The organism is Arcicella aurantiaca, from assembly GCF_003148625.1.
In the GTDB taxonomy this organism is placed as follows: Bacteria; Bacteroidota; Bacteroidia; order Cytophagales; family Spirosomataceae; genus Arcicella; species Arcicella aurantiaca.
In genome coordinates, this window is the sequence record NZ_QGGO01000004.1 from 194,069 (window position 1) to 219,911 (window position 25,843).

The following is a 25,843-nucleotide window of genomic DNA, read 5'->3' on the forward strand; positions in this document are numbered from 1 at the left end:
CCATTTACCTTACGTCGTTATCAGTAACTGAGCCAATAAATAATCTGCAATCAAAACGGCAATGCAACTATTAGTTACGGCTGCTGTACTTGCTTTTCCAACTTCTAAAGCTCCTCCGCTCGTAAAATATCCTTGATAGGCTGAAATTGACACAATCAAGAAGGCAAAAACAACCGCTTTAATCAGAGCAAAAGGCACGTTAAAAGCTTTAAATTCAAACTGAATCCCTTGTATATATTCTTGTGGAGAAATTGCTCCTGTCATCCAACCTGCTAAATATCCCCCCCAAATAGAAAGAAATGCGGCTAAAGTTACCAACATCGGAAATACTAAAATTGCCGCTACTATTTTGGGTAAAACTAAATACGAAGTCGAATTAATTCCCATCACTTCCAAAGCATCTATTTGTTCCGTAATTCGCATCGTTCCTAATTCTCCCGCAATATTTGACCCTACTTTTCCTGCCAAAACAATACCTGTAATGGTCGGAGCAAATTCTAAAATAGTAGAATCTCTAACGATAAGACTGATGATATAATGGGGTACAAATGGGTTATCTAAGTTTGCAGCGGTTTGCACGCACGTAACGGCTCCCAAGAAAAACGAAACGATTGCCACAATCAATAATGAACCAATACCTATCTGTACGGCTTCATCGAATACTAACGCAAAATAAACTCTAAACTTTTCTCTATTGGTGAAGAGTTTTCCCAGAAAAATTAAATATTTACCTAATCTTGACATCTTTTTAGTTTTAGAAGTTGATACTGTAACACAGACTTTAGTCTGTTTACAATGACAGACTAAAGTCTGTGTTACTTTTTATCTTTAACTTTACAGTTCAATAAAAGCAAAGATAATGAACAAAACGATAGTTGTAACAGGTGGTACAAAAGGTATTGGCAGAGCCATTGTAGAAAAATTTGCCAAAGAAGGTTTTACAGTATTAACTTGTGCAAGAAGTGAAGATGATAATTTCCCAGAAAATGTACATTTTTTCAAAGCAGATTTATCGAAGAAAAATGAAGTTTTAGCTTTTGCTGATTTTGTCAAACAGACTGTTAATCAAGTAGATATATTAGTCAACAATACAGGTTTTTTCTTACCCGGTGAAATTAACAATGAAGCTGAAGGCACGCTCGAAGCCATGATTGAGACAAATTTGTACAGTGCTTATTATCTCACAAGAGCCTTAGTTGGTGACATGATTGCTAAAAAAGAAGGACATATTTTTAACATTTGTTCAACGGCGAGTATTACGGCTTATACCAACGGAGGTTCTTATTGTATTTCAAAATTTGCGTTATTGGGCATGAGCAAGGTTTTGCGTGAAGAATTAAAACCGCATCATGTACGAGTTACGAGTATTTTACCGGGGGCAACATTGACAGATTCGTGGGCGGGCGTTGAGTTACCAGCAGAACGTTTTATTGCTTCTGATGATATTGCTCAGGTTGTTTGGACGGCTCACTGTTTACCCAATACAACCGTTTTAGAAGAAATTTTAATTCGTCCGCAATTAGGAGATTTATAAAAAGCAGAACGGATTTTCCAATCCGTTCCACTTCTAAAAAGCAAAACCCAATTCTAAGCCAAAACTTGGAGCTTGTAATTGCGTCGAGATTTTCTCTAATTTATTGACAAATCGTGGTTTTAATGTTTGTATTCCCAATTGTTCAAGAGACGAAAAATCTGTTGGAGCTAAATCGTATTCACGTTTTACCAAAAACCAATATGCCACTTTAGCCTTGATAAAAATCGTTTCATTATTGTTCAACCAAAACGTTTTTTCAATGGTTGGACCAGCCAAAATGGTATTCATTACAGCTTCAATTTGCTTATTTTCATAGGCATTTTTCGCTTCAGTAGAATAGTCAGCCAATAAAGCAATATTCACGGCTTCTTCGGGCAAAATGCCTTCTACCATCTTCTTAGGAGTATCAGTTATTGTTCCGTTAAAAGTTTGGGCGGTTGCTCCTACTGAGATATTTCTGCCAAGATTAAACTTTAATTCTCCCCCGTATTGAAATTTAGGCTCAGCCATAACTTTTATATAACTTAATTCATCTCTGTATGAGCTTTGAATACTTCTCAAAAATTCAATAACAAAATTCTGGTATTTTTTGGGTGTAAAACCCGCAAATACACCAATTTGCAACCTTTTATATTGAAACTCGTATCCTGCCTGAACCCTCAATGGAAACGATGAACCAACATAAATTTGATGCCTAATATCAGAATCTTCTGTGTAAACGGTTAAATGCTTTTGCTGGGTATAGGCCGAAAAGGAGAAAAAAGCAAGTATGATAAAGAGGATTTTTTTCATGTTATTTGTTGTCGAGAACAATAGAGTCAATACGCAAAGGTAAGGTTTATGGATAAAAAATGATTGCCGTATTATAATTTTTGTTTTATTGATATTCGTTCGTTTTTGTTTCAATTGTCTATTGTTTTGAATTGTGTGATTTTATATAGTTTTTAAAATTTAGATTTAACGTCAAAGGTTTTTTACTTTATTTTCTATAATATATAATTATTTCAATATTATTAAAAATTAATTACTTGATAATTAAGTTAGTATGAAAATATTTTTTGAATATTTGCATTATAATGTAATAAAATCGAATTAATTTAATAACAAAATATTAATCTTAAAACTCATTACAATTATGGCAATCAGCAAAACTTATTCAAAAAGCAAACCTGTATGTAAAGTTACTTTTGCAGTTTCGGCAGATACAGTAAATGGAGCAAAATCAGTAAGCTTAGTAGGAGATTTTAACGAATGGAATCCAACGGCTTTGAAAAAACAAAAAGATGGTACTTTTAAAGCATCAGTAGAATTAGAAAAAGGTAGAGAATTTGCTTTCCGTTATTTGGTTGATAACGATAACTGGATTAATGACGAAGCAGCTGATAAATACGTTCCAAGTGGCGTTTCTGCTGACGAAAATTCAGTAGTTGTTCTTTAAGACGAAAAAAAATGGAGAAAGGTTGTATTAACACCTTTCTCCATTTTCTTTTACCTCCTTCCCCACATCACACTTTCACAATTACTTTCTTCTCGTACATTGCCCACAAAATTCCGAGCCAAATAATAACGACCGTCAAAGCACCTGCGGCAGAAGCATTATAAGGATTTTCAAATATGGGAGCAATTAAGGTTTTATACATCCATCTCTCCGAATTAATTTCTTCGCCATTGACTGTTGTAATATTTATCATTCTCATAATTCTTGGAATTAATCCCGAGAGAAAGAAAACCGTAATGGCATTTACCCCATACACCACAAAAGGTTTTGTCCATTTTTGATAGCCTTTTACGTCAATAAGCCAATAAAAACTGGCTAAGAAACAAAGAGCTAAGCCAGAAGTCCAAAGAACATACGAACTTGTCCATAAAGCTTTGTTTATTGGAAAACCCGCAGCGTCCCAAATCCAACCTAAAAGCATAAACACACAACCGAACAAATATAAATTCGTCAATTTTTCTCCAACTTCTTTGTCTTTTCTCTGTAACCAAGTACCTGTCAATACGCCCGAAAGTCCTGTTGCAACGGCTGGTAAGGTGCTTAATAAACCTTCTGGGTCCCAAGTTTTTCCATTTTTATAAAGGTGAGGGATTCCCATAATTAATCTATCTAAATATGCTCCCAAATTATATTCTGGTTGTAGATTAGCAACGCCATAATCAGGAACAGGGACGAAAGTCATCAATATCCAATAGACAATCAGAATAACAACGAAGGTAATTTGTTGCGTTTTATTTTTAGTCGTTAAATAGATTAATGAACAAATAAAAAATACGATTGCAATGCGTTGAAGCACTCCCGGAATACGTACTACGGAAAAGTCAAATTTGGGGAAAAGAGAAAGGAATAAACCCAATCCAAATAGTTTTAAAGAGCGAATAATAAGTTTGGAGACAGTCTCTTTATCGGCAGTTTTTCCTTGAAAAGCATAAGAAATAGAAACGCCAACGATGAAGAGAAAGAAAGGAAAAACTAAGTCGGTAGGTGTACAACCATTCCATTCTGCGTGTTCGAGCGGAAGATAAATATGTCCCCAATCTCCTGCATTGTTTACCAAAATCATCAAAGCGACCGTCATGCCCCGAAAGACATCAAGTGAAAGTAAGCGTTTGTTCATAGTTGATTCGTTATTTTACGAACATGAATTTCGTGTTTCAACGAATTTACCTTTTTTTCGAGTTGATACAAACAAAACGACCTCCAAAAATTTGGAGGTCGTAGAAATGGGCAAGGTTATAATTATCTTAAAAGAATATTCCGAAACTTACTAAACCTTTTACGTAGCTATTATCAATTTTGGCAGAAGCATAATCTCCAGAACTTGACAAAGAATAAGGCGTAAATGATTGCTGAGTTGTTCCGTACATACCCGTAACGTCGATATAAAACTCATTTGTTCTATAACCAAGTCCTGCTGAATAGATTTTCTGAGAACGGTCAATAGTATTTCCACTGTCAAAGTTGGTACTGTACGGTGTTGGCATATAATTGAAACCACCTCTCAAGCTAACATTTCCTACACGATATTCCCCTCCTATTTTTACATTCAAAACGTTATTATAAAACAGTTTTATATTAGCTGCCGAATTTTCTAAATCTCCAATAATCTCTGAGTCTGGATTTGTTGTGCTAACGTTCATTCCTTTATAAGCTACATATTCAATATCAGCCGAAACAAAGCCTTTTTTCTTGAAAAATAAAGCAACACCCCCGTTGGCTTTAAATGGAGTACGGAGTTGGTAATTATCTTCATAAGTTACCGTTGAAAGTCTCGGAATACTCGTGATATAATAAACGTTATTTCTTTGAGCAACTTTATATCCAATGCCTATCAATCTGTTCAAAATATTACGGTCAGGATTTGTTCCTAAATCAATTCCTTTTGTTTCATCTACATTAATAACTTTTGCCGAAGAACTTGTTTCATCGACATCGTACCAAGTTGGCGTAACCACAGACAATCCAAAGCGAATCATATCATTAGGTTTGTAGATAGTTCCAACGGTCAAATTAATTCCTGTTCCGCTTGATGTAAGTAAACGAGAATCTGTAAAACCTTTGATTTCTTGATATGATTGGAAATTTTCGGTAAAATTCTTTACTGTTTCATAATGATAACTTGGAATCCCTAAGCTACCTCCAATATAAAATTTCTCATTGGCAGTACCTCCATAAGCAAGCGTCCATTGGCTTACACGTCCAGTAGATTGGAAATTAAAACTCTGATTTACTTTTGCGTTGGGTTCTGCACCAATAAATGGATTTGTAGTATTGTTAGTAGCCGTTACCAAATATCCCCAATAATTCATGCTTGATGTTCCTCCAAAATTATTGGGGGCATTGTTATTCAAAGCATATAACAAATCTGATTGCGTAAGTGGATTGGGGTTATAAACTTGGTCATACGTAATTTGTCTATTCAAAGACTCTGCATAACTATCTGTAATAGAACTTGAAGCTCCATTTCCTGCAAAACTTACATTATTATACAAGGTACTTTGACGTGAGAAAGAAATAGAAAAAGCTCCTCTCCAGCCTTCACGAAATTGAGGTTCTGCTCCTCCAAAAACAACTCCAATATTGGCAATATTAAAATTATTTACATTCGAGTTTGTAGTTCGCCCCGGTTCAACAGCATAAATAGAACTATTGCTTGCACTTTGATACCCTGGTGTAAAACTAAATTCTGAACGTGTATAAAAACCCAATCCTGCGGGATTACCCGCTGCCGAACTTACATCTGCCCCTAAAGCAGAATGACTACCTCCAATTGCTTGAAAACGAGCTGTTCCCGTAGGAGCTGTTTGCGAAAACATTTTTGCTAAGGCTTCATAACTATTATCTTGTGCAACAACCTGAAGCGAAGCAAATGTTAGTATAAATGCAAAAAAGCCAAATGAAATTTTCATGTATTTAACGGATTATGAATTTGTGGAAGGATAAGAGTTTTATACAAAGATGACACCTAAATATTTATATTCCCCTACCTTTAAACGAAATATACCCCTCAATTTGCTATTTTGAGGGGTATATTTTATGTTAATGTTTTGTTAATATTAACGTGGACCTCTTGAACCACCGCCTCCGCCACCAGACGAACCCGATGAGCCTCCGCTTGAACTACCACTACTTGATGAACCTCCCCATGATGAACTTGGCGTAGTAGTTGTACTACGATTTGCCCCCCAAGAAGAGTTACTATTTGAGGTATTTGAATTATTATTAGACCAGTTCCAAGAGCTATTAGAACGAGTGTTTGCATTCGATGAATTACCACCAGAAGTAGTACTGCTTGAATAACCATTGTCACGTCTTGGACGAGAATAATAGTCATTGTTACCATTACTACTTGTATTGCCAGTAGTATAACCTGCGTCATTTCTGTTGCCACGTGGAGAAGTATTTCCACCACGATTACCACTATAGTCACCATTATAAGCCGATGACGAATAAGTATCTCTCTGACGTGGAGTACGTGGAACAGGGTTACTATAATTTCCATTAGCACCCGTTACATTTGAGCCATAGTTGTACACATACGTATTTCCATAACCTCTGTAACCATATCCCCAAGGGTCATAATAGCTGCTATATCCATAAGGACTGTATCCGTAGCCAAAAGGATTGTAAGCATAAGAACCCCATAATGAGAAGCCACTGCTATATCCCCACGGTCTATATCCCGAATATCCCCAAGTATCGTACATTCCACTTCCGAAAGGATTGTAAGGATTATAAGCACCGTATGAATTCCAAGGATTATTATAATATCCTCCAAAGCCCATACCGAATGAAATACCGGGGTTTCCATACCAATTATTAAAACCGTAATTATTGAAAGGGGAATTATACCCATTATTATAATTACCATAACCATTAGCATAAGGTACTTGATTTTGATAGTATCCACGAGAATTTATCCAATTCTGAGAATAATATTCATCTGTACCTTGAGCATTCTGATTCGTATTATTTTGCTCTCTATATTCTGGATTACGGTTAAGATATTCCTCCTCCTGAGCTTGATAATAACGTTCACGACTGGTTAAGGTAGCAGGACGTGTTTCATTGGCAGAAGCATACATATCATCGTACACCTCAGAGGTCGAAGACTTTGCTACTTGCTTTGAGGAACTACATCCCCAAACAACACTCATCAATGCTGCGACTGAAAAGAGTTTGATGGATTGTGCAATGTTCATGATTTTAGGTATTTTATTTTGGGAAATTATTCAATTTAATAATTTGAAAGAACGGTTAATTGATAAATTTTCAAATTAACACACTTTCAAATGGATAATTTCGTGTCAAACTTACTACAAAAACTTATCTTTGCAAGATATTTAACACAGCATTAACAAAATTATTTACTTTTTAGTTTTTAGGTGTTAGTTTTTGGGAATTAGTAATTTGATAGTCAAATATTTACCCTCAAAAATAAGGATAGAAATGGCAATTATTTTAGTCTAAAAACTTGAACGTTTTAATGTTTTTGAAACTATACATTAAAGACAATCAAATCATTATTTACCCCTATTTTACTTAACGAAAGTATCAAACAAAAATATATTATTACCAAGAAAGGGATTAGAATTTGATTAAAGTGGTACAAATGGAACGCAGATTACACAGATACCTGCGATAACGCAGATTTTCGCAGGTACCTTTTTACTCTTGCAATACACTAAATACCAGCCAAGGGAGAAAGCAATAGTAGGTGGAATATCTGTGTAAATCTGCGTTGCGAAGCATCTGCGTGCCATTTCTCCCTCATTTACAATTAACAAAAAACAAAAATGAGCAAAAGCCTACCAAAACGTAGCGAAAATTATTCTGAGTGGTATAACGAACTCGTGAAACGTGCTGATTTAGCAGAAAATTCCGCCGTGCGTGGTTGCATGGTTATTAAGCCTTATGGTTATTCTATCTGGGAAAAAATGCAACGTGCTTTAGACGATATGTTTAAAGAAACTGGGCATACAAATGCTTATTTTCCCCTTTTTGTACCTAAAAGTTTATTTGAAGCAGAGGAGAAAAACGCTGAAGGTTTCGCCAAAGAATGTGCCGTAGTAACACACTATCGCCTTAAAAATGACCCAAATAAACCGGGTAAATTAATTGTTGACCCAGAAGCAAAATTGGAAGAAGAATTGGTAGTTCGTCCAACGTCTGAAGCTATCATTTGGAATACTTACAGAAACTGGATTCAATCATACCGTGATTTACCTTTACTAATCAACCAATGGGCAAACGTTGTACGTTGGGAAATGCGTACTCGTTTATTCTTGCGTACCGCTGAATTCCTTTGGCAAGAAGGACACACCGCACACGCCACTCGTGAAGAAGCCATTTTTGAAACAGAACAAATGTTGGAAGTTTATGCCACTTTTGCAGAACAATTTATGGCTGTACCTGTTTTGAGAGGGAAGAAAACAGCAAATGAACGTTTTGCAGGAGCTGACGAAACTTATTGTATTGAGGCAATGATGCAAGATGGGCGTGCTTTACAAGCGGGAACTTCTCACTTTTTGGGACAAAATTTTGCCAAAGCATTTGATGTAAAATTTGTATCGAAAGAAAACAAACAAGAACACGTTTGGGGAACATCTTGGGGCGTTTCTACTCGCTTGATGGGTGCATTAATCATGGCTCACTCAGACGATGAAGGTTTAGTTTTACCGCCAAAGTTAGCGCCAATTCAAGTGGTAATTGTGCCTATTTTCAAAGGTGAAGAACAATTAGCCCAAATTTCCGAAGCGGTTGCTCCTATCGTGAAAGCATTAAAACAAAGAGGAGTTTCTGTGAAATTTGATAATTCAGATAAACAATCTCCAGGGTTTAAATTTGCAGAATACGAATTGAAAGGCGTACCTGTTCGTTTGGCAATCGGAGCAAGAGATTTGGCAAACGGAACAGTAGAAATTGCTCGTAGAGATACTAAAGTAAAAGCAACTTATGCGATTGATTCGGTAGTAGAAACGGTGACTAATTTATTAGAAGATATTCAAGCGAATATTTATCAAAGAGCGTTGGATTTCAGAGCAAATCACCTTTTCAAAGTGGATACTTGGGACGAGTTTTTGAAAATTATCGAAAGCGACGAATTAGGCTTTATTTCTGCTCACTGGGACGGTTCGCCAGAAACAGAGGAGAAAATCAAAGAATTAACCAAAGCCACAATCCGTTGTATTACATTGGATGCAGAAGAAGAAGAAGGCAAATGCGTATTGACAGGAAATCCTTCAAGCCGTAGAGTGATTTTTGCTAAGGCTTATTAAGAGAATGGCGATACAATCGCAAAACCATGTCCGCCCCGATTGAAATAAATCGGGGCGGGCGTGGTAAATACTAAAGTCGTCCTAATTGAATATAAATCAGGACGACTTTTAATTACACAAATAATAAACCCATAGGTTGATTATTATGAAAATAGTTCATACTTTTATTACAGGTTTATACTCCTTTAAATACGACGAGCAGGAAACAAATGAATTAGAGCGTTTGTTTGATGACTGGAACGATTTTGAATTTTTAGAAGAATTTTTCGATAATCATAAAAATGATTTAAAATATTTTGGATTGACCGTTGAATCTGCCATTGAAGAAACGATTAACGAAGCAAACCTTTTAGACAAGCTTTTACTGGATATTGCCGAAAGTAATTTTCAAACACTTGATGCTATTTTTAAACCATTGAATAATTTAGAATTTAGAGCTGTCATTTTATCAAAGCAAAAGGCAAGACGAAGATGGTTGAGGTTATATGCAATAAAAATTGAGCCTAATTACTACGTTATTACAGGAGGTGCTATCAAGTTGACACATACGATGCAAGAAAGAGAACACACTAAAAATGAATTACTAAAATTAGAGAAATGCAGACAATACTTACAATCAGAAGGTATTTTTGATTTAGATTCATTCAACGAATTAGATATTTAACAATGGAAAAGAGCAAAAATTTAGAAAAATTCTTAGGCTTGGTAAGTGATGAGAAGTCTGGTTTATTAGAAAAAATTCAATGGAGACAAGCCAATGAAGCATGGCGAGAACGCTCAGGAAAAATTGCGTTGAAAATACTGCGTAAATTGCGTGATAATAAAAGTAAAGACCAGTTTCCAAGCTCTCAAAAGGAGTTAGCAACATTACTAAAAATAAGCCCGCAACAAGTAAACAAAATCGTAAAAGGCTCAGAAAATTTAACGATTGAAACTATCTGCAAAATCGAAAATGTGTTAAATATTCACGTTTTTGAATATGAAATGGTATAAAAAAAGGAGACCTAAATCTCCGTTTTTTATTTATTCTCCATCCGAAAAATCCTCCGAAATCAATTTCCTCAATTGTTGATGTGGTCGCAGATTTGGGCGTTTTGAGAAAAGGGCTTTATCGCCAACATTGTTCTTTGCTCTGTTGGCTAAAGTGCTGGTATCGAAGTAGTTTTCTCTTACAAATTGATTCACTTCGTCGTCGTTGATAACGTCTCTTACCATTGAGCCTTTACCAAAACCATCGTTGTAAGCTCCAATTCTGGCATCGGTTTCTGCCAAACGAGTTTCGTTTTCAATGCTTTTTATTTCTTCTTGCAAGCTCTGTTTTTGGCTTTCTAAAGTCTCTAAATTAGGCAGTAATTTTAAGTCGTTTTCTAAAATATTTTTCTGAACAATTTGCTCCGACAATTCTACTTCAAAACCTTGTAATTCTGTCGTTAAACGTTTTTGTTCTTTTCGTAAACGCTTCAATTTGGGGTCAATTTGCAACCATCTTTGCCAATAACATTGCAAAACTGGAAAGGCAATTCCCAAACAAATTGCTCCTGCCAAAGCAAATAAAATTCCTGATAAAACAAACGATGCCAACGCCCAAGGACTGTTTACCAATTTTTCGTTTAAAATATCAAAAGTCTTCATTTTTGCATCAATTTGCTGAGTCAACTCAGGAGATGGTGCAGCAGAAGGATTCAAGGGGTCAAAAGCCTGATTTTGAAGTTGTTTGATAGATTTATTTACGCCTTCTTTCATTTTGTCAGTCTTGAAAGCCTCGTATCTAAACCAACCCAAAATAAACAAAGTAGCTACTGCAAAAGCAACCGTAATACCTTTAAACCAAGCATAAATACGCTTACTTTTTACCGAATTATTATCGGTATAAGGAGATTCAATCAAACGCTCGTAAGCAGGTTTTAGCAATACAGAAACCATTGCCAAGCCAATAGCAAAAGCCCAAGCTTCAAAATTATTACGAATATTGAGGGCATACGCCACAATTTCGTGCGAAATAATTAAATCGCCTGCCACAAAAGAAATACCTGCCAACAAATAAATTATCCCTGCAAAAAGCGAATATTTATGAGAAACAGACGTTCTTTTCTCCGAATACTGACGAATAGATTCCTGATTTTCAGCCAATAAAGTTTCAGTTCGGTCTTTATTTTTGCCCGCTAAATTAACTTTCAAAATACGGTCTTGAAGCGCATCGTAAGCCTCTTTGAAACGCAATTTACAATGGTCAATAACCTTACCTAAGTCCGAAAGTTCTTGACGTTTTTCCGTTAATTGTCGGGTCAGCCATTCAAAATTCACCTGCGACGACAAATAGCCTTCGTAAGTTTCCTTTTCAACTGATTCTAAACCGCTTTGATAGCCATGTTGAAAATCGTAGTTTTCTGTATGTGATTGCTCTTTATTTTCGTTCATTGTCTTTCAAAATTGCGTATTTTTTTATGTCGTTTTTCGTAAATATATCAAGCATATCCACGATGTCTTTATATTTTTCATCCTCACTTAAATACAACGATATTACAACATTATCCTTCCCTATCTGTTTTATTAATGGGGTGACTTCTTTAACAAATGCCTGATAATCAATAGGTAATGGATTAGACAATTTTGATTTTATCGTTTTGTAAGTAAACTCATGATTTTCCATAAGTTTGATTTTAATTACATATTTTTCAGGTACTTCAGTTTGCTTTCCACCTTCGGGAATATGTATTTGTGTTGCTAATGGTTTTTCTATTGTATTGATGAGCGTAAAATAATTTACAGCACCTACAATAACATAAATCAATGCCAATGTTCCTAATATGCCAAAAATGACAACTGTGTATTTTTTCATGGTGTATAATAATTTTATGATTGTAGTTAAAATTAGTCGCTTGCCTCTGGCGAGTGACGACTATTCTTCGGCTTCAAGCCGTAGTATAAGTCAAAATGGCTGGAAGCCTAATAATACTGGTCATTCGCCAGAGGCAAGCAACCTAAATGAAACTTGCCTTGCTTAAACTCACTTACAGGTTAAAACCTGTGCTACATTTCCTCCCCACCCAAAATCTCTTTCATCTGCCTACCACTCAAACGATTACGATATTGTGTTGCTAAAAGATATTCACTTTCAAATACCTTAATGAGCATATCTCTTTGAGCTTTTATCTTGGAATTTTGGGTGCTTAATTTGGTTAATTCTGGTAAAACATCTTGCTTTTCTTGACGATGTTTTTCTATTTCTGTTTTATGTTTTTCTATTTCTGTTTCCCAATCAGCTACCTTTTTTATTTTATCTTTTTGTAATTGATTTCTCTTTTGGAAAATGGTTAAATCATCTTTCAAAACCGTTAAATTTCCCAACAATAATTTACCCGAAAACATGAATAAAAAGAAAATAAACCCAAACAAAGCAAATGATTTCATGGGTGATTGCGTTGCATAAATCTGTGCAAAAACAAAAAATGCAGAAGCTAAAGGCATTCCAATTTCTTCTAAAAGGCGTTTCCAATTACTTTCTTTTACGTCATCATGCAGAAAAGAAATTCTGCCGAAAAGGTTAAACATTCCTGCCATAAAAACCCCTGCGGCAATTAATTGGCTTTGCTGAAATTGTCCACGTAAAGATTCTTCAATCAAAAAGTAATTTCCCACTGCAATTCCACACGCTAACAATAAACCAACGGTTGTTCTTGGTAAATGATGTTGTTCGGTAAATTCCTGACTTTTAAGGTCTTGAATCTTTTGTTCTAACTCTTTAACCAAACTTTCCTTTTCGTTTATCCAATAATTTAGCTCACCTATTTTCTCTTCTTTTTGTTCAATAACACGGTCAGTTTCAGCCGTTTGTTGAGCAAAATAATGCTTAATGATAGAGATTTTTTCGTCGGGATTTGAGCCTGAAAGTCCAAAAATAACGCCTTCATCTCGTAAAATATCTTGATTGATGAGCCAATCTGGTTCACGAAAATCTGCGGTTTGTACTTGCGAAGTAGGTAAATTTACAAATTCTACCACTTCCGTATCTTCACGGACAACTTCAGTAGCAGGCAATAGTTCTACCGACGGCTCTACGACGTTCTTATTTTTATCTGCCAAAGGCAACTTAAATATGGACTTAATTTTATCTAAAACGGACATTGACAGTTTGAATATTTGGACGTGGAGCTTAAAATTGAAGAAAAATCTCCGATTAGCCAACGAAAATATGAAGAATGGCTATTTTAAGGAACTAAACAGAGCCAATTAGCCCTAAAATGGTAAACGCTAAGCCAATAAAGGCAGCAAGTCCGCCTACAACTCCTAAACCAAAAATGGCTAATACAATACCGATTCCTAACAAAATTAAACCGATTTTCAAGAATGGACTTAAATCCCTAAAGCCAGATGGTTTGGCTGTATTTGCCATTTTTTTCTGTAATTTTTTGAAAATAATTTTCTGAGCGAAATTCATTTTTACGACTTTGGTATTGGCTTTTACTTCGTTGGAAGGTTGCTCAACTTTAGCTAAAAATTGCTTTACTTCTTTCTCGTATTTGGTGTTTTTTACGGCATTTTCCAAAGCAACAACTTCTGAATTTGAAGCTACTAAAGTTGGCTTTACGCTTTCAATTGAGGGAGTTTCTGAAACAGTAGCAACAGTTGGCACTACATTGGGTTTTACTTCTGGCTGAATTGTCGATTTTACAGCATGAGTTTGAGAAACAACCGTAAAATATCCTTTTTGATGTGTACAAGATTGAGCAATTGCTAAAATTGAAATTATGGCTAAGATTAGTTTAGATGAACGCATGATGAATTAAGGTTTGTATGTTTATTTTTTTCAACGATAAATGGCTTAAAAGATTATTTCAGAACTATGATTTATTTGATGAATTGATGTTAAGGTTCTTCTTACAATATAATCTGGAAATCAGGATTATCAGATTTTCATCATTCTAAAATCAATAAATCATAATGCTCTTCGTTGAGACAAAAAATGCCCACAAACTACATTTGCAGGCATTTCTGATAAAATCTTTTGATAACTTTTACGCCGCTTTCTTCATTTTATGAAATACCGTGCGTTCAAATTTCTCACGAGCATACGGAAGCGTAATGGTCAAATGTTTAATATCTGTTTGAGACGGCAATTCAAACATGGCATCTGTAATAATTGCTTCACAGATTGAACGCAAACCTCTTGCCCCTAATTTATATTCCATCGCTTGGTCAACGATATATTCTAAAGCTGCTTTTTCAAATTCCAAATCAATACCTTCCATCTTGAAAAGTTTATGATATTGCTTGGTAAGTGCATTTTTAGGGTCAGTCAAAATCGTTAATAAGGTATCTTTCGTTAGAGGATTCAAGAATGTAACCACTGGCAAACGCCCTAATAATTCTGGAATTAAACCAAACGATTTTAAATCTTGCGACGTGATATAACGCATTAAATGATTATCATCAAATTCTTCAAAGAAATTATCATCTGAACTAAATCCAATCGGTTGCGTATTTAATCTCTTTGAAATATGTCTTTGAATACCATCAAATGCACCTCCACAAATGAAAAGGATATTTTCGGTATTAATCGGAATCATTTTTTGGTCGGGGTGCTTACGTCCGCCTTGTGGTGGACAGTTTACGACCGCACCTTCCAACAGTTTCAAAAGTGCCTGTTGTACCCCTTCGCCCGATACGTCACGAGTGATTGATGGATTATCAGATTTACGAGCAATTTTATCAATTTCATCAATAAATACGATACCCATTTCTGCTTTGGCTACGTCATAATCAGCCGATTGAAGCAAACGTGTCAGGATACTTTCTACGTCTTCGCCCACATAACCAGCCTCAGTCACAACCGTTGCATCGGCAATACAGAAAGGCACTTGCAACATTTTGGCGATAGTACGAGCCATGTAGGTTTTGCCTGTTCCCGTTTCACCCACCATGATAATATTTGATTTTTCAATGTAAATATCATCTTCTTTTACTTTGGGTTGCATCAATCTTTTGTAATGATTATACACTGCAACACAAAGATGGCGTTTGGCTTCGTCTTGACCAATTACGTATTTGTCGATATAATTTTTCATTTCAATTGGCTTAATCAATTGAAATTTAGGCGTTTTCTTTTGTTTTTGTTTTTCAGAATGAAGTTCCGTCTGCACGACCTGATACGCCTGCGACACACAGTCGCTACAAATATGTCCGTCCATACCTTCCATCAACAAAGGCACTTCACGTTGAGAACGCCCGCACAGGACGCAATAAGGTTGTTGTTGTTTCATATTGTTTAGCTTTGAGCTATGAGCTTTAAGCTATGAGTTTTTTTGAAGACACAAAATTACTGAATTTTAAACGAAAAATGCTTACCTCTTTGCTGGAAAGAAGTAAGCATTTTCACTTGACCAATAACTAATAACCAGTTATCAAGAACTAACCTACGCTCTTGTCAAAACCTCATCAATCAAACCATATTCTTTCGCTTCTTCTGCACGCATCCAGTAGTCACGGTCTGAATCTCTTTCGATTTCTTCAAAAGTTTTTCCTGAGTGATGAGCCAAGATTTCGTACAATTCTTTACGAATTTTCACGATTTCACGAGCCGTAATTTCAATATCACGAGATTGTCCTTGAGCTCCGCCCGAAGGTTGGTGAATCATGATACGTGCGTGTGGCAATGCTGAACGCTTACCTGCTGTACCACCTGCCAATAAAACCGCACCCATTGATGCCGCCAACGATGTACAAATTGTAGAAACGTCAGGACGGATATAGTGCATGGTGTCATAAATTCCAAGACCTGCATAAACCGAACCACCTGGCGAGTTAATGTACATCATAATGTCTTTTTTGGCATCTGTTGATTCCATAAATAACATTTGAGCTACAATGATATTTGCCATATAATCATCCACAGGAACACCCATGAAGATAATTCTGTCCATGATTAAACGAGAGAATACATCAATCTGAGCAAAACGCATTGGACGCTCTTCGATGATGTATTGAGTCATATCTTCAATAAATGGGCGACTTGTACCACCAATATTATTTGCCTGATTCATGTATTGGTCAACTGCCAAGCCGTTCAAACCTCTATGATGTACGGCGTATTTTCTGAATTCTTCTGAACTTAATTCTTTTGGAAACATATTTTTTAATTAGATTTATGTAATGTGATTTTTTAAGTCTAAAATTTATCTTCTCATCAATAACTTACTGAATACGCAAATAGTTCGAGCGTAAAAACTTGAAACTTATCTGAACGACAATTGTGTTATCGAAAAAACTTCGACAGCAAAGATGCAAAAACTATGAAATAATTGTTGTCAGTTTTACAGAGAATTTATCAGAAAAAATGATTTTGCTTTATAAAGCAAGAAAAAAAGTTTCCCAAAAACCTATAAATCAAACATTTATTATAAAATATTCTTTAAAATCAACATTTGAAAAATTATGGAAATCGGAGAAAAAATACGTTATGCTCGCCTTTCAAAAGGCTATTCTCAGGAAAATATGGCTGATTTCTTAGGAATATCAACCTCCGCTTATGGCGATATTGAACGAAATAAAACAGAACTAACCCTGAGCAGAGCTAAAAAGTTAGCGGATATTCTCAAAATTAGTATTTTAGAATTATTAGGCGAAGAAATTCAAACGCCTGAAGTTTTGCCCAATCCACAAAAAACAGATTTGGAGTTACTAAAAGAAGAAACTGAGAAACTCAGAGCCGAAACCAATTATTGGCGAGAAAAATTTGAACATCAAGTAACCATAGAAGCCTTTCAGATGATACAAAGTCAGTTCCAAAGAGAGAAAATTGGGTTTCGTTAAATTAAGAATGTAATTAAGCAGAAGCGACCGTCGCTACTTAATTACCAATTTTCAAATCACCAATCACCACATACTTAAAATCCTGATAGTCGTTTGATTGTCAGGATTTTAATTTTGATTTAATTATATTTGAAATGATTATCGGAAGATTTCAAATAACACATTGATTTTCAAAACAATAACCTATTTTTAATATTTAGTAATACAGATAAAACCCATGAAAAATATCTTTATCCTTACTTTAATCTATTCATTTTTTTGGTCTTGCAGTGGACCAGACCCCGAACCCGGAGACGCTCCTTTGCCTGCTGCCAATGGTAAGCTAACTATTAAATTTACCGATAGTCGTTTGGAAACTAAGCCAGATATTACACTTTCGAATAATGATGTAATTTCGATTTCTTTTAATATCAAAAAAGGAAGTGATGGAGGAAAACCCGTTAAAATGGCGGCTTATGTGACTAATAATCCAGAAAAAATTGGCACATTATTATTGGATAACATTCGTCTAAAAAATACAGATGAACAAACTCGAAGTTTGGAATTGACTTTACCATCTGTGGGAACGACGGTTTATCGTGTTTTTTATGTGGACATTACCGACGACAAAGGCAATATTTCTCGCAAAGGTATTAATCTCATTCCTTCTGCAATAGACCAAATATCTTCATTTAGTAATGTTACGTTGGGTGTTCAAACGAGCAACAACGCCACCCGTTTTTCAGCAACCACTGGCGATTTATATACTGCCTGCGATTTAGATTCTAACTTAAATTTCGTTGATATTTCTTATGCAACCATTGGCTCTCCTTCAATTAAACCTACATTTTTATCAAATCCACGAAGAAGTGCTTTAGGTTTGGGCAATACCGTTACGGACAAAAACTGTTCTGGTGTATTAACCAACGGAGGAACAACGGTTTACTACGCTCCAACGAATATTAGTATAGATTGGATAACAGTCAGCGATATTGTTTTGAATAATTTAGCGATTTCTACAACTACGCAAGATTTGGCTATTGAAGCAGGTAAAATCTATATGTTTCAGCATACAAGAACTACCAGAGACGGGAAAAATGTTACTCGCAAAGGACTTATTAAAGTAAATACCATCAGCAATACAACATCAACAAGTGGGAATACTTTAACCTCAGGATTGGTTAATTTTGATGTGAAAATTCAGAGGTGAGAAGATTAGAGAATAGAGATTAGCATCGTTTGTTGGAATTAGTTCCGTTTGGGAAGCTAATTTTGGGGTTATTTTTGAATTACAAATCACCACTACTTACTTAATTCTTTTCTCATTTTATAATGTTGAATTTCTCCGAAGAGCAAATAAGAGTCTTCTACAATATCATAACCAATTGATTGGTAAAACTTTACGGCATTTTCTCTGGCATCAAGGATAATCTCTTTGATGCCTTTTGCTTTGGCTACATCTTCCAAATATTTCATCAATAACTTGCCAACGCCTTTTCCTTGTACTTCTGGAGCTACTGCCACACATCTAACCTGCCCTTGTGTAGGCGTATTTGTTTGCATACGTGCTACGCCCACAATTTTGTCGGTTTCAGCATCAACAATCATGGCGTGGTCGGCTTGGTCTTCGTCTTTTAGCACTTCACTACCTTTAAGTTGCCCCCAAGGTTCACGCAAAACTGTAAAACGAAGATGATAATATTGCTCCCATTCTTGGGCAGTTGTAGGAATTTTGACAATTAGCATATATTTATTGATAGAGGGAAAGAGGGAAGAGTTAAGGGGGAAAGGGAAATAGGGAAAGAGTTAAGGGAAAAGCCTCCCTTTCCTCCTACCTTCTTTCCTCTTACCTCCTTTACAGTTCTACAACTTCGGCAGTTACGCCCAATTCTAAGAAAAGACGTTGCCAATAAGTTGAAATGGCTGGATTATTTTTCTTTCTTGAAGCCGTTGGTTCAAATGGTTTTGCAATAAATATTTGTGCTAATCCAATATTAGGCAAAGTAGCTTTTAATCCATCGGCATCTTCTCTTGCCCAACCTACCGCTGCGGCATCATCAACAGGAGGATTGGTATGAAAATCTCGACGACCTTCTGCTTTCATGCTTTCAACCATATCCGACAAAAAGTAGGCTTTCACGTTATAACCTTTTCCAATAACTTTGTCAATTAAAGGTAACGCCGCCCAAATATCGGTATTGTTCTTACTTGAAGAGGTGTTCTGAGAAGCTAATTGAGCAAAAACGATTTTCTTAAAAACACTCCGTTCTTTGTCCATCGACATATTGTATTCTGTCGAAATCGCCTCCGAATCAGTTGAACTTGCACCTTGCAATTCTCCCTTTTCGGTTCTGCTTGTTACTTCAACGGCTTTGCCTTTGGCAGTATTTTCATGTACAAAATATACCTCAATTTTATCGCCTTTCCCTTTCACATTTTCATCAATCAATTGACTAATGACTTTGGTATATTTTTCGTTAACAAATTTTTTATTGACATTCACGCTTACCGATTTGTCAATAAAAATCATAGAACACGTTTTTGCTTCTTCAACGTCTTCGTACTTTTTACCTGCATCCGAGCAACTTAGCACAAGGCTACTCGCTGGAATTAGAAATAAGTAGTATTTTAGTTTATTTTTCATGGGGGTAAATTATGCACTTGATAAATGCTTATGAAATCTTATCAGCGGTTAAATAATTTGCAAAATAATTAGATTCTTCAGATAATCTTCATTGGTTAATGTTAATTCGTTAATTTTATTGCGAAAAATATTTTAAACGATACCAATAACGGATAATAGGCAAGAATTAATATGAATCAAAATCAAAAAATATTTAGATGGGTGTTTATTATTTTCACCGTTTTGATGGCAATATTGGCAATTCAGATGGGAATGAATACGACTGCTCCGTGGAATAAGAAAAAAGCAAATACTGAAAAAAGTAAGTAGCAGTAATGCTATATTTAGTAGATAAAGTTATTCAAATAAAACGGCAAGAGGTTCAATGATTACATCAGAACTCCTTGCCGTTTCTTATTTTATTAAATTTTCTTGAAAGAAATATTCAACAACTTAGTGTATTCATTAAGTCTTTTCACTTCAGATTGCGTTACAAAACAGATAGATATTCCTCTTTTCCCTGCACGAGCCGTTCTGCCACTTCGGTGGGTATAATATTCTGGTTGGTCGGGCAATTGATAATGAATAACATAAGCCAAATCGTCAACGTCAATTCCACGAGCAGAAATATCAGTAGCTATCAAAATTTTGAGTTTATGACTCTTGAAAGCCCGCATTACTTTATCACGTTCTTTTTGTTGTAAATCTCCGTGAATGGCGTCAACAGGATAATTTTTACTAATTAGTTGCTTCGTTAGCGTTTGTACAGCGGCTTTGGTTCTACAAAAAATTATTCCCGAAGCAGCATTCATCGTTTTTATAAACTGAACAACATAATCAAATTTATCCTTCTCTTCACAGACAAAATATTGGTGTTCAATCAAATTATTTACTACTTCATGCTTACTGACTTGCACCATTTTGGTATTTTTAGCCATGTAAGTATCTATCAATTTTTGAAGAGCCGTCGGCAACGTTGCTGAAAACAACCATTTTTTCCCATCCGTCGGAATTTGACGTAAAACAGTATTCAATTCTTCTTTAAAACCCATGCTCAACATTTCGTCGGCTTCGTCTAAAATGAGCGTTTTTACGGTTTTCAGACTAATCGCCTTACGATTTAACAAATCAATTAATCGTCCCGGTGTTGCTACAATTATTTGAGTTGGTCTTGATAGATTTCTTAATTGTATTTCAATTTTCTCACCGCCATAAACAGCCCCGACGAAGATTTTTTCTGGAGCATATTTGGTCAACTTGAATAAATGCTTGGCAATTTGTTGGCATAATTCACGAGTTGGTGCTAAAATCAAGCCTTGAACTTCCGTAGATTTTGGGTTAATTTTCATTAAAAGCGGTAAACCGAAAGCGGCGGTTTTGCCTGTTCCCGTTTGTGCTTGACCAATAAAATCGTTTTGATTTTTGAGTAAAAATGGAATAGATTTTTCCTGTATTTCAGAAGGCTTGTTAATATTCATTTCAGTCAATGCTTGAATGAAATGCTCTGAAACGCCTAATTCTTTAAATGTTGCCAATGTATTTTCAGTTATCAGTAAACAATTATCAGTTATCAGTTATCAGTAAACAGGTCACGATAGAAAGTAAACGCTATTAATGGCAAAGTTACCCATATTATCTTAGCGTTAAGTTTATTTTTACTGATAACTATTAACTATTAACTGATAACTATTAACTATTAACTGTTTACTGATAACTGTTCACTATTAACCATTCACTGATAACTATTAACCATTCACTGATAACTATTAACCATTCACTAATAACTATTAACCATTCACTAATAACTGTTCACTGATAACTGCTAAATCGTCGTTCCGCCGTCGGCAGTATAAATTCCTCCTGTGCAATAACCCGAAGCATCAGAGGCTAAGAAAAGAGCTAAACCTGCAATTTCCTCAACGGTTCCCATACGAGCAATGGGTAGGTTTTTAACAAAACGATTTAATATTTGTTCATTCTGCCAAAGGGCTTCTGAAAATTTTGTTTTGATTAATCCCGGACAAATTGAATTGACTCTAATGCCGTCCGCTCCCCATTCTTTGGCAGTAACTTTTGTGAGCATATTCAAGGCAGCTTTCGAGACAGAATATAACCCTAAACCTGGGTCTGGCGTAATGCCTGCAATAGAACTAATATTTATTACTGAACCTCCACCACGTTGTTTCATAATGGGATGAACCATTTTACTAATTTCAAATGGGGCTTTTACATTAATATTCATAATCTTGTCAAAAGCCCATTCTTCTGCATTTAAAACTGGACCATAAACAGGATTAGTTGCGGCATTATTAACTAAAATATCAATGCCTCCGTATAAATCAACGGTTTGTTGTATCAACAATTTACAGCTCGAAATATCCCCTGCATTGGCGGCAATACCCGTACATTCTCCACCTTGCGAGCGAATATCTTCCGCTACTTTGTCTAATTCTTCTTGTTTGCGAGAATTGATAACAACTTTCGCTCCACAAGCAGCATAAAACCGTGCGATGGCTTCGCCAATTCCTTTTGATGCTCCTGTAATGAGGGCAACTTTTCCTTCAAGACTAAAAATTTGATTTGCGTTCATTTGTTGTTTTTGAGTGTATTTGGTTTTCCTTATACTCAAAGCAAATCAATAATTATTAATATTCAAAGTGCTACCTGATTCTTTGTTTAGCGTTCCTAAAAGTTGTAAAATATTTAAGGTTGCACTTACCCCTGTTGGTATAGTCACAATGTGTCCAGCGTTGATGGTTATGATGTCGGTAGTGATGGGTAATCTTTTACATGACCAAACGCTTGTATCATCCCAGCTACCTGTTTTAACAGATTGCATATCAGCACAATAAAGCAATTTCACTTCATCAAAATAAAGACTTTCGGTTTGTGTTTGATTAAGTTTTATGACAACTTTTCCAACTTGCGAAGGATTCCCAAACAAAGTCCATTCCAATATATAATGAACCCATTTTTTAGGGTCAGCCATTACACTTAAGATAGGGCTACCTCCGCCACTACTCGTCTCAAATGTTTGTATTTGAAGTGGATACGCCGTATTTCCATCATTATAAACCCAAAATTCAATTCCATGTGGAAAATCCGCAACACTAAGCGAAGAAGATTTTCTAAAATCTAAGGTTTCGGCACTCGTTGGATTTGTTATTTTAATGGATTTTGTATTGATAAAAGGTAAACTCGCATTAGCCATATCCAAAGCAGAAATCGAAGAAAAATTTAGCCAATTAGTATTTAAAGCATCTCCATAAATTGTTTCATCTTGGGCAACCAAAGCAACGGGCGGAGTTGGTATATAGACCTTAAAAAATCTATCAACATATACTCCTTTCTTAAAATAATCTCCTTCAAAAAAAGCTCTTACTTTTACTGTTCCTGTATCACCTGTGAGGCTAATAACATTTCCAGAAATTGTAGCAGGGCCTGATATCAGCATATAGGAAAATGGCTCTTGTGTTGGAGAAGTAGTGGCATTAATAGAAAAAGAAGCATCTGTTGGCAACTTATTGGGAATTGAGTCAAAACTCATTGAATAATGTATTATTGCACGGTCAACTTCAAAGCTTTGGTCAACTGGCAAAGCGGGTCTATAAGTAGCATTTCCGTGTTGAACTGCTCGAATAGTCACTTTCCCCGGCTTTCCCGTCAATTTAATTTGGTTATCAACAGTATAAGCAGGGCCAGACATTGTAAAATAATACAAGGGAGATACCCCGACAGACGATACAGCAGAAGCTGTTATACTATGCAAGGAATTAATATCAATTTCTTGATTAGGAATAGCATTAAAAGACAATGTTTGCGGAGTTCCTCCGCAATTTATTTCAATATTTTTCACTTGGGTTTCTGATAATCCTTGGGGGTCAGTTACTTGAAGATAAACCTTATACCAATAAGTAGCATCACCAGCTTCACATCCAGAGGCAGGGAAAGTTGCTGAAAGATTGTTACCAATCAGAGGGGCATCTTTATGTTCATGTCCGTTATGAGCAAAAGCAATTGTCCAACTCAAGGTTAAATCATTAGCATTCGCTTGTTTATCTGTCACTACGGCAGACAAATTAACACTATAGTTTTGATTAGGAGGAATTGAAGCAACCTCATCCAAACTTGTACTCATAATAGCAGGTGGAGTATTATTAGCATAAACATAAACTGAATCGAAAGCCGTCATACCTGTCCCATTATTATCAGTAACTTTCAATTTTACTTTATATGTTTGTTGTGTATTTCCAGTAGGTTTGAATAGATAGTGAGGAGCTAATCCTGTACTAAAAACAACATTATCAACCGACCATTCGTAGGTAAGTGTTGAATTGTCTGGGTCGTAAGATTTAATGGCACTAAAAGCAATAGGTAACGATGCCATTCCATGATTAGAATCCATCTCTATTTTTGCAATTGGGGGAAAGTCAGCGGTTGAGTATGTCACTTTATGAGCTTCGTCGCAAGGAGCAGTATTGCCGCTAACATAATAAATGGCATCTTCCGAAGGATTAAATGTTACGCCAACAATTTGGTCTGGTAGCTGCATAAAGTCCTCAATAGTAGCGGGTTCATGATTTGCATCAAAAGTCATCGCTCTAATCCATTTTGCTCCAAAATCAGCAAAAAATAAAGCATTATGATATTTAGCTGGAAAACTCGTTCCCTGATAAAAGTCTCCTACGACAATGGTACTTCCCTTAAAAACATCTAAACCATTATAATAAAACTGTCCTTCCTGAATTCCTAATTGCTTAATTGTCGTTTGATTGAATAAAACATTAGCATGAAAAGAATGTTCTCGATACTCAAAAATAGGCTTTCTGTGATTATTAGGTATGTAGGTAGAATCATCAAAAGCTTCATTGCTTGAATCTATCCCTTCATAATGAGGCCATCCGAAATTTTGGTCGCTTGCTGTTACCGTATTGATTTCTTCTCTTTGATAGCCTCCAACATCTCCTACAACTAAAATACCGGGGTTTCCCTCCTCAGAGTGATGTCCACCCGTATTGGGCATCAAAGTCATTCTATATGGATTTCTAAATCCTTTAGCCCACATTCTTGACTGTGCGGCACGTGGTTTTAAGCTATCATAATGAGGATTAGAAGCATATCCTTCTCCAGTCATCGGATTGATTCTTAACACTTTCCCATTCAAACTACTATCCATTTGGCAACGATAACTTCCTACATTTTGTCCAGCAGTAATTACTCCTGCCTCGATGGCTTCATATACATTTCCATTATTACCAGTGTCATTCCCAACAACAGAACCATCACCAGTTGATATTAATAATGTTCCGTCTGTTCCAAAAACCATACATCCTCCACCATGATTGGGACCTAAAATTGGAATACCATCTGATGGCACATCTCCTATTAAAACGAGACGACTATTGGGAATAAGAGTGGTAAAATCAGTATTAATATCTGCAGTGTATCGTGCCACCCTAACAATCGTTCCTGATTGACTTGCATCATCTCCTCCATCAACACCTGTCAATAAGAATAATCTATTCACAGAATACATTAGATATATATGTCCATTTGTGACAAAATTGGGGTCTAAAACCATAGATACCAACCCCAAGTCACCCGTATTTAATACTTCATTTGAAATATCAAGCATTAAATGACGTTGCTCAACATGGTTAGTATCATAACGAATAGCCCAGACTTTACCATTAATTTCGTAGGCGTACATTCTTCCCGATTGGTCAAAATTTAAACCCACTAAACCAAAAAGTCCATTCCCATAACTTCCTTTAATCTTCAACTCATCTTGAATTCCAGTTCCTTGTCCAAAACTCCAATAAGAGGCAAAAAAGATAAAGAAGAGTACGAAAAACTTACGACAAGCAATAGTGGAGTAATCCCTCTTTTGGAGAGAACAAACGTATATATATAATTTCATGATACTATAGTATGGGCAAAATAATTCTACAAAATAATACATTAAACCTCAAATTCACTATCAAACACTTACTAATTTATCCTGTGTTAATCGTTTATGACCAGTTTATCATCAATTATCATAACAACTGTCGTCTTTAACACGTTAAAATATCGTTGGTTTAAAAAAAATCAAGTCGAATGAACTAAATTTGTAAGTATTT

At 35.6% G+C, this 25,843-nt stretch carries 25 protein-coding genes; 9 read left to right on the top strand and 16 right to left on the bottom strand.

Annotation, left to right across the window (positions count from 1 at the left end; all coding sequences use genetic code 11):
* Positions 1 to 9 precede the first annotated feature (9 nt).
* Positions 10 to 744, bottom strand: a complete 735-nt coding sequence (locus tag LV89_RS05315; protein ID WP_109741835.1) for an MlaE family ABC transporter permease — start codon at positions 742 to 744, stop codon at positions 10 to 12.
* 115 nt (positions 745 to 859) lie between these two features.
* Here LV89_RS05315 and LV89_RS05320 point away from each other — a divergent pair, with 115 nt between their 5' ends.
* Positions 860 to 1,534: an SDR family oxidoreductase gene (locus tag LV89_RS05320; protein WP_109741836.1), complete on the top strand. Its 675-nt coding sequence runs from the start codon at positions 860 to 862 to the stop codon at positions 1,532 to 1,534.
* A gap of 33 nt (positions 1,535 to 1,567) precedes the next feature.
* Here the strand turns inward: LV89_RS05320 and LV89_RS05325 are convergent, their stop codons facing one another.
* Positions 1,568 to 2,326 (bottom strand): hypothetical protein, encoded by a 759-nt coding sequence (locus LV89_RS05325; protein WP_109741837.1) that lies wholly within the window; start codon positions 2,324 to 2,326, stop codon positions 1,568 to 1,570.
* 343 nt (positions 2,327 to 2,669) lie between these two features.
* On the opposite strand from LV89_RS05325, the gene LV89_RS05330 reads away from it, so the two are divergent.
* Positions 2,670 to 2,972: an isoamylase early set domain-containing protein gene (locus tag LV89_RS05330; protein WP_109741838.1), complete on the top strand. Its 303-nt coding sequence runs from the start codon at positions 2,670 to 2,672 to the stop codon at positions 2,970 to 2,972.
* 67 nt (positions 2,973 to 3,039) lie between these two features.
* Here the strand turns inward: LV89_RS05330 and LV89_RS05335 are convergent, their stop codons facing one another.
* The 3 genes from LV89_RS05335 to LV89_RS05345 all read right to left on the bottom strand — a co-directional run bounded on the left by LV89_RS05335 (position 3,040) and on the right by LV89_RS05345 (position 7,234).
* Entirely contained in the window at positions 3,040 to 4,149 is a 1,110-nt protein-coding gene (locus LV89_RS05335; protein ID WP_109741839.1) for an acyltransferase family protein, read from the bottom strand.
* A 127-nt stretch (positions 4,150 to 4,276) separates the two neighbouring features.
* A complete protein-coding gene (locus tag LV89_RS05340) occupies positions 4,277 to 5,941 on the bottom strand; it encodes an OmpP1/FadL family transporter (protein ID WP_109741840.1) in 1,665 nt (554 codons plus the stop codon).
* Positions 5,942 to 6,088: 147 nt separating this feature from the next.
* Complete coding sequence (locus tag LV89_RS05345) at positions 6,089 to 7,234, bottom strand: hypothetical protein (protein ID WP_109741841.1); 1,146 nt, start codon at positions 7,232 to 7,234, stop codon at positions 6,089 to 6,091.
* A gap of 594 nt (positions 7,235 to 7,828) precedes the next feature.
* Here LV89_RS05345 and proS point away from each other — a divergent pair.
* The 3 genes from proS (at position 7,829) to LV89_RS05360 (ending at position 10,303) form a co-directional block, all read left to right on the top strand.
* Complete coding sequence (gene proS / locus LV89_RS05350) at positions 7,829 to 9,310, top strand: proline--tRNA ligase (RefSeq protein ID WP_109741842.1); 1,482 nt, start codon at positions 7,829 to 7,831, stop codon at positions 9,308 to 9,310.
* A gap of 145 nt (positions 9,311 to 9,455) precedes the next feature.
* Positions 9,456 to 9,974, top strand: coding sequence for a hypothetical protein (locus LV89_RS05355; RefSeq protein ID WP_109741843.1), 519 nt, complete (start codon positions 9,456 to 9,458; stop codon positions 9,972 to 9,974).
* A 2-nt stretch (positions 9,975 to 9,976) separates the two neighbouring features.
* Complete coding sequence (locus LV89_RS05360) at positions 9,977 to 10,303, top strand: helix-turn-helix domain-containing protein (protein ID WP_109741844.1); 327 nt, start codon at positions 9,977 to 9,979, stop codon at positions 10,301 to 10,303.
* A 30-nt stretch (positions 10,304 to 10,333) separates the two neighbouring features.
* Here the strand turns inward: LV89_RS05360 and LV89_RS05365 are convergent, their stop codons facing one another.
* Both LV89_RS05365 and LV89_RS05370 read right to left on the bottom strand, forming a co-directional pair.
* On the bottom strand, positions 10,334 to 11,728 hold the full coding sequence (locus LV89_RS05365; protein WP_109741845.1) for a hypothetical protein: 1,395 nt from the start codon (positions 11,726 to 11,728) through the stop codon (positions 10,334 to 10,336).
* Positions 11,715 to 12,149 carry a hypothetical protein gene (locus LV89_RS05370; protein ID WP_109741846.1) on the bottom strand — a complete coding sequence of 145 codons (435 nt, stop codon included), beginning with the start codon at positions 12,147 to 12,149 and terminating at the stop codon, positions 11,715 to 11,717. The genes LV89_RS05365 and LV89_RS05370 overlap by 14 nt, the downstream gene beginning before the upstream one ends.
* A 16-nt stretch (positions 12,150 to 12,165) precedes the next feature.
* On the opposite strand from LV89_RS05370, the gene LV89_RS25035 reads away from it, so the two are divergent.
* The gene (locus LV89_RS25035) at positions 12,166 to 12,315 is read left to right on the top strand and encodes a hypothetical protein (RefSeq protein WP_158279516.1); all 150 of its coding nucleotides are present in this window, start codon (positions 12,166 to 12,168) and stop codon (positions 12,313 to 12,315) included.
* A 25-nt stretch (positions 12,316 to 12,340) separates the two neighbouring features.
* Here the strand turns inward: LV89_RS25035 and LV89_RS05375 are convergent, their stop codons facing one another.
* The 4 genes from LV89_RS05375 to LV89_RS05390 all read right to left on the bottom strand — a co-directional run bounded on the left by LV89_RS05375 (position 12,341) and on the right by LV89_RS05390 (position 16,437).
* Positions 12,341 to 13,435, bottom strand: a complete 1,095-nt coding sequence (locus LV89_RS05375) for a hypothetical protein (protein WP_109741847.1) — start codon at positions 13,433 to 13,435, stop codon at positions 12,341 to 12,343.
* A gap of 91 nt (positions 13,436 to 13,526) precedes the next feature.
* The gene (locus tag LV89_RS05380; protein ID WP_109741848.1) at positions 13,527 to 14,087 is read right to left on the bottom strand and encodes a hypothetical protein; all 561 of its coding nucleotides are present in this window, start codon (positions 14,085 to 14,087) and stop codon (positions 13,527 to 13,529) included.
* A gap of 238 nt (positions 14,088 to 14,325) precedes the next feature.
* The gene (gene clpX / locus LV89_RS05385) at positions 14,326 to 15,570 is read right to left on the bottom strand and encodes an ATP-dependent Clp protease ATP-binding subunit ClpX (RefSeq protein WP_109741849.1); all 1,245 of its coding nucleotides are present in this window, start codon (positions 15,568 to 15,570) and stop codon (positions 14,326 to 14,328) included.
* A gap of 153 nt (positions 15,571 to 15,723) precedes the next feature.
* Complete coding sequence (locus LV89_RS05390) at positions 15,724 to 16,437, bottom strand: ATP-dependent Clp protease proteolytic subunit (protein WP_109741850.1); 714 nt, start codon at positions 16,435 to 16,437, stop codon at positions 15,724 to 15,726.
* Positions 16,438 to 16,741: 304 nt separating this feature from the next.
* Between LV89_RS05390 and LV89_RS05395 the strand changes: the two genes are divergently transcribed.
* Together LV89_RS05395 and LV89_RS05400 are read left to right on the top strand one after the other, a co-directional pair.
* A complete protein-coding gene (locus tag LV89_RS05395) occupies positions 16,742 to 17,119 on the top strand; it encodes a helix-turn-helix domain-containing protein (protein WP_109741851.1) in 378 nt (125 codons plus the stop codon).
* A 217-nt stretch (positions 17,120 to 17,336) separates the two neighbouring features.
* Positions 17,337 to 18,308: a hypothetical protein gene (locus LV89_RS05400; RefSeq protein WP_109741852.1), complete on the top strand. Its 972-nt coding sequence runs from the start codon at positions 17,337 to 17,339 to the stop codon at positions 18,306 to 18,308.
* A 92-nt stretch (positions 18,309 to 18,400) separates the two neighbouring features.
* Here the strand turns inward: LV89_RS05400 and LV89_RS05405 are convergent, their stop codons facing one another.
* Together LV89_RS05405 and LV89_RS05410 are read right to left on the bottom strand one after the other, a co-directional pair.
* Positions 18,401 to 18,844, bottom strand: a complete 444-nt coding sequence (locus LV89_RS05405) for a GNAT family N-acetyltransferase (protein ID WP_109741853.1) — start codon at positions 18,842 to 18,844, stop codon at positions 18,401 to 18,403.
* Positions 18,845 to 18,953: 109 nt separating this feature from the next.
* Entirely contained in the window at positions 18,954 to 19,742 is a 789-nt protein-coding gene (locus tag LV89_RS05410; protein ID WP_146199085.1) for a hypothetical protein, read from the bottom strand.
* Between the two features lie 171 nt (positions 19,743 to 19,913).
* Between LV89_RS05410 and LV89_RS25040 the strand changes: the two genes are divergently transcribed.
* Positions 19,914 to 20,051 carry a hypothetical protein gene (locus LV89_RS25040; RefSeq protein ID WP_158279517.1) on the top strand — a complete coding sequence of 46 codons (138 nt, stop codon included), beginning with the start codon at positions 19,914 to 19,916 and terminating at the stop codon, positions 20,049 to 20,051.
* A gap of 92 nt (positions 20,052 to 20,143) precedes the next feature.
* Here the strand turns inward: LV89_RS25040 and LV89_RS05415 are convergent, their stop codons facing one another.
* The 3 genes from LV89_RS05415 to LV89_RS05425 form a co-directional block, all read right to left on the bottom strand.
* Positions 20,144 to 21,256, bottom strand: coding sequence for a DEAD/DEAH box helicase (locus LV89_RS05415; RefSeq protein ID WP_211321151.1), 1,113 nt, complete (start codon positions 21,254 to 21,256; stop codon positions 20,144 to 20,146).
* 287 nt (positions 21,257 to 21,543) lie between these two features.
* Positions 21,544 to 22,311 (bottom strand): SDR family NAD(P)-dependent oxidoreductase, encoded by a 768-nt coding sequence (locus LV89_RS05420; protein ID WP_109741855.1) that lies wholly within the window; start codon positions 22,309 to 22,311, stop codon positions 21,544 to 21,546.
* A gap of 45 nt (positions 22,312 to 22,356) precedes the next feature.
* On the bottom strand, positions 22,357 to 25,641 hold the full coding sequence (locus tag LV89_RS05425; protein WP_158279518.1) for a PQQ-dependent sugar dehydrogenase: 3,285 nt from the start codon (positions 25,639 to 25,641) through the stop codon (positions 22,357 to 22,359).
* Positions 25,642 to 25,843 lie beyond the last annotated feature (202 nt).

Coding starts and splice junctions, on each gene's coding strand:
- LV89_RS05315 (WP_109741835.1), bottom strand. CDS start 744: ATGTCAAGATTAGGTAAATATTTAATTTTTCTGGGAAAACTCTTCACC.
- LV89_RS05320 (WP_109741836.1), top strand. CDS start 860: ATGAACAAAACGATAGTTGTAACAGGTGGTACAAAAGGTATTGGCAGA.
- LV89_RS05325 (WP_109741837.1), bottom strand. CDS start 2,326: ATGAAAAAAATCCTCTTTATCATACTTGCTTTTTTCTCCTTTTCGGCC.
- LV89_RS05330 (WP_109741838.1), top strand. CDS start 2,670: ATGGCAATCAGCAAAACTTATTCAAAAAGCAAACCTGTATGTAAAGTT.
- LV89_RS05335 (WP_109741839.1), bottom strand. CDS start 4,149: ATGAACAAACGCTTACTTTCACTTGATGTCTTTCGGGGCATGACGGTC.
- LV89_RS05340 (WP_109741840.1), bottom strand. CDS start 5,941: ATGAAAATTTCATTTGGCTTTTTTGCATTTATACTAACATTTGCTTCG.
- LV89_RS05345 (WP_109741841.1), bottom strand. CDS start 7,234: ATGAACATTGCACAATCCATCAAACTCTTTTCAGTCGCAGCATTGATG.
- proS (WP_109741842.1), top strand. CDS start 7,829: ATGAGCAAAAGCCTACCAAAACGTAGCGAAAATTATTCTGAGTGGTAT.
- LV89_RS05355 (WP_109741843.1), top strand. CDS start 9,456: ATGAAAATAGTTCATACTTTTATTACAGGTTTATACTCCTTTAAATAC.
- LV89_RS05360 (WP_109741844.1), top strand. CDS start 9,977: ATGGAAAAGAGCAAAAATTTAGAAAAATTCTTAGGCTTGGTAAGTGAT.
- LV89_RS05365 (WP_109741845.1), bottom strand. CDS start 11,728: ATGAACGAAAATAAAGAGCAATCACATACAGAAAACTACGATTTTCAA.
- LV89_RS05370 (WP_109741846.1), bottom strand. CDS start 12,149: ATGAAAAAATACACAGTTGTCATTTTTGGCATATTAGGAACATTGGCA.
- LV89_RS25035 (WP_158279516.1), top strand. CDS start 12,166: ATGATTGTAGTTAAAATTAGTCGCTTGCCTCTGGCGAGTGACGACTAT.
- LV89_RS05375 (WP_109741847.1), bottom strand. CDS start 13,435: ATGTCCGTTTTAGATAAAATTAAGTCCATATTTAAGTTGCCTTTGGCA.
- LV89_RS05380 (WP_109741848.1), bottom strand. CDS start 14,087: ATGCGTTCATCTAAACTAATCTTAGCCATAATTTCAATTTTAGCAATT.
- clpX (WP_109741849.1), bottom strand. CDS start 15,570: ATGAAACAACAACAACCTTATTGCGTCCTGTGCGGGCGTTCTCAACGT.
- LV89_RS05390 (WP_109741850.1), bottom strand. CDS start 16,437: ATGTTTCCAAAAGAATTAAGTTCAGAAGAATTCAGAAAATACGCCGTA.
- LV89_RS05395 (WP_109741851.1), top strand. CDS start 16,742: ATGGAAATCGGAGAAAAAATACGTTATGCTCGCCTTTCAAAAGGCTAT.
- LV89_RS05400 (WP_109741852.1), top strand. CDS start 17,337: ATGAAAAATATCTTTATCCTTACTTTAATCTATTCATTTTTTTGGTCT.
- LV89_RS05405 (WP_109741853.1), bottom strand. CDS start 18,844: ATGCTAATTGTCAAAATTCCTACAACTGCCCAAGAATGGGAGCAATAT.
- LV89_RS05410 (WP_146199085.1), bottom strand. CDS start 19,742: ATGAAAAATAAACTAAAATACTACTTATTTCTAATTCCAGCGAGTAGC.
- LV89_RS25040 (WP_158279517.1), top strand. CDS start 19,914: ATGAATCAAAATCAAAAAATATTTAGATGGGTGTTTATTATTTTCACC.
- LV89_RS05420 (WP_109741855.1), bottom strand. CDS start 22,311: ATGAACGCAAATCAAATTTTTAGTCTTGAAGGAAAAGTTGCCCTCATT.
- LV89_RS05425 (WP_158279518.1), bottom strand. CDS start 25,641: ATGAAATTATATATATACGTTTGTTCTCTCCAAAAGAGGGATTACTCC.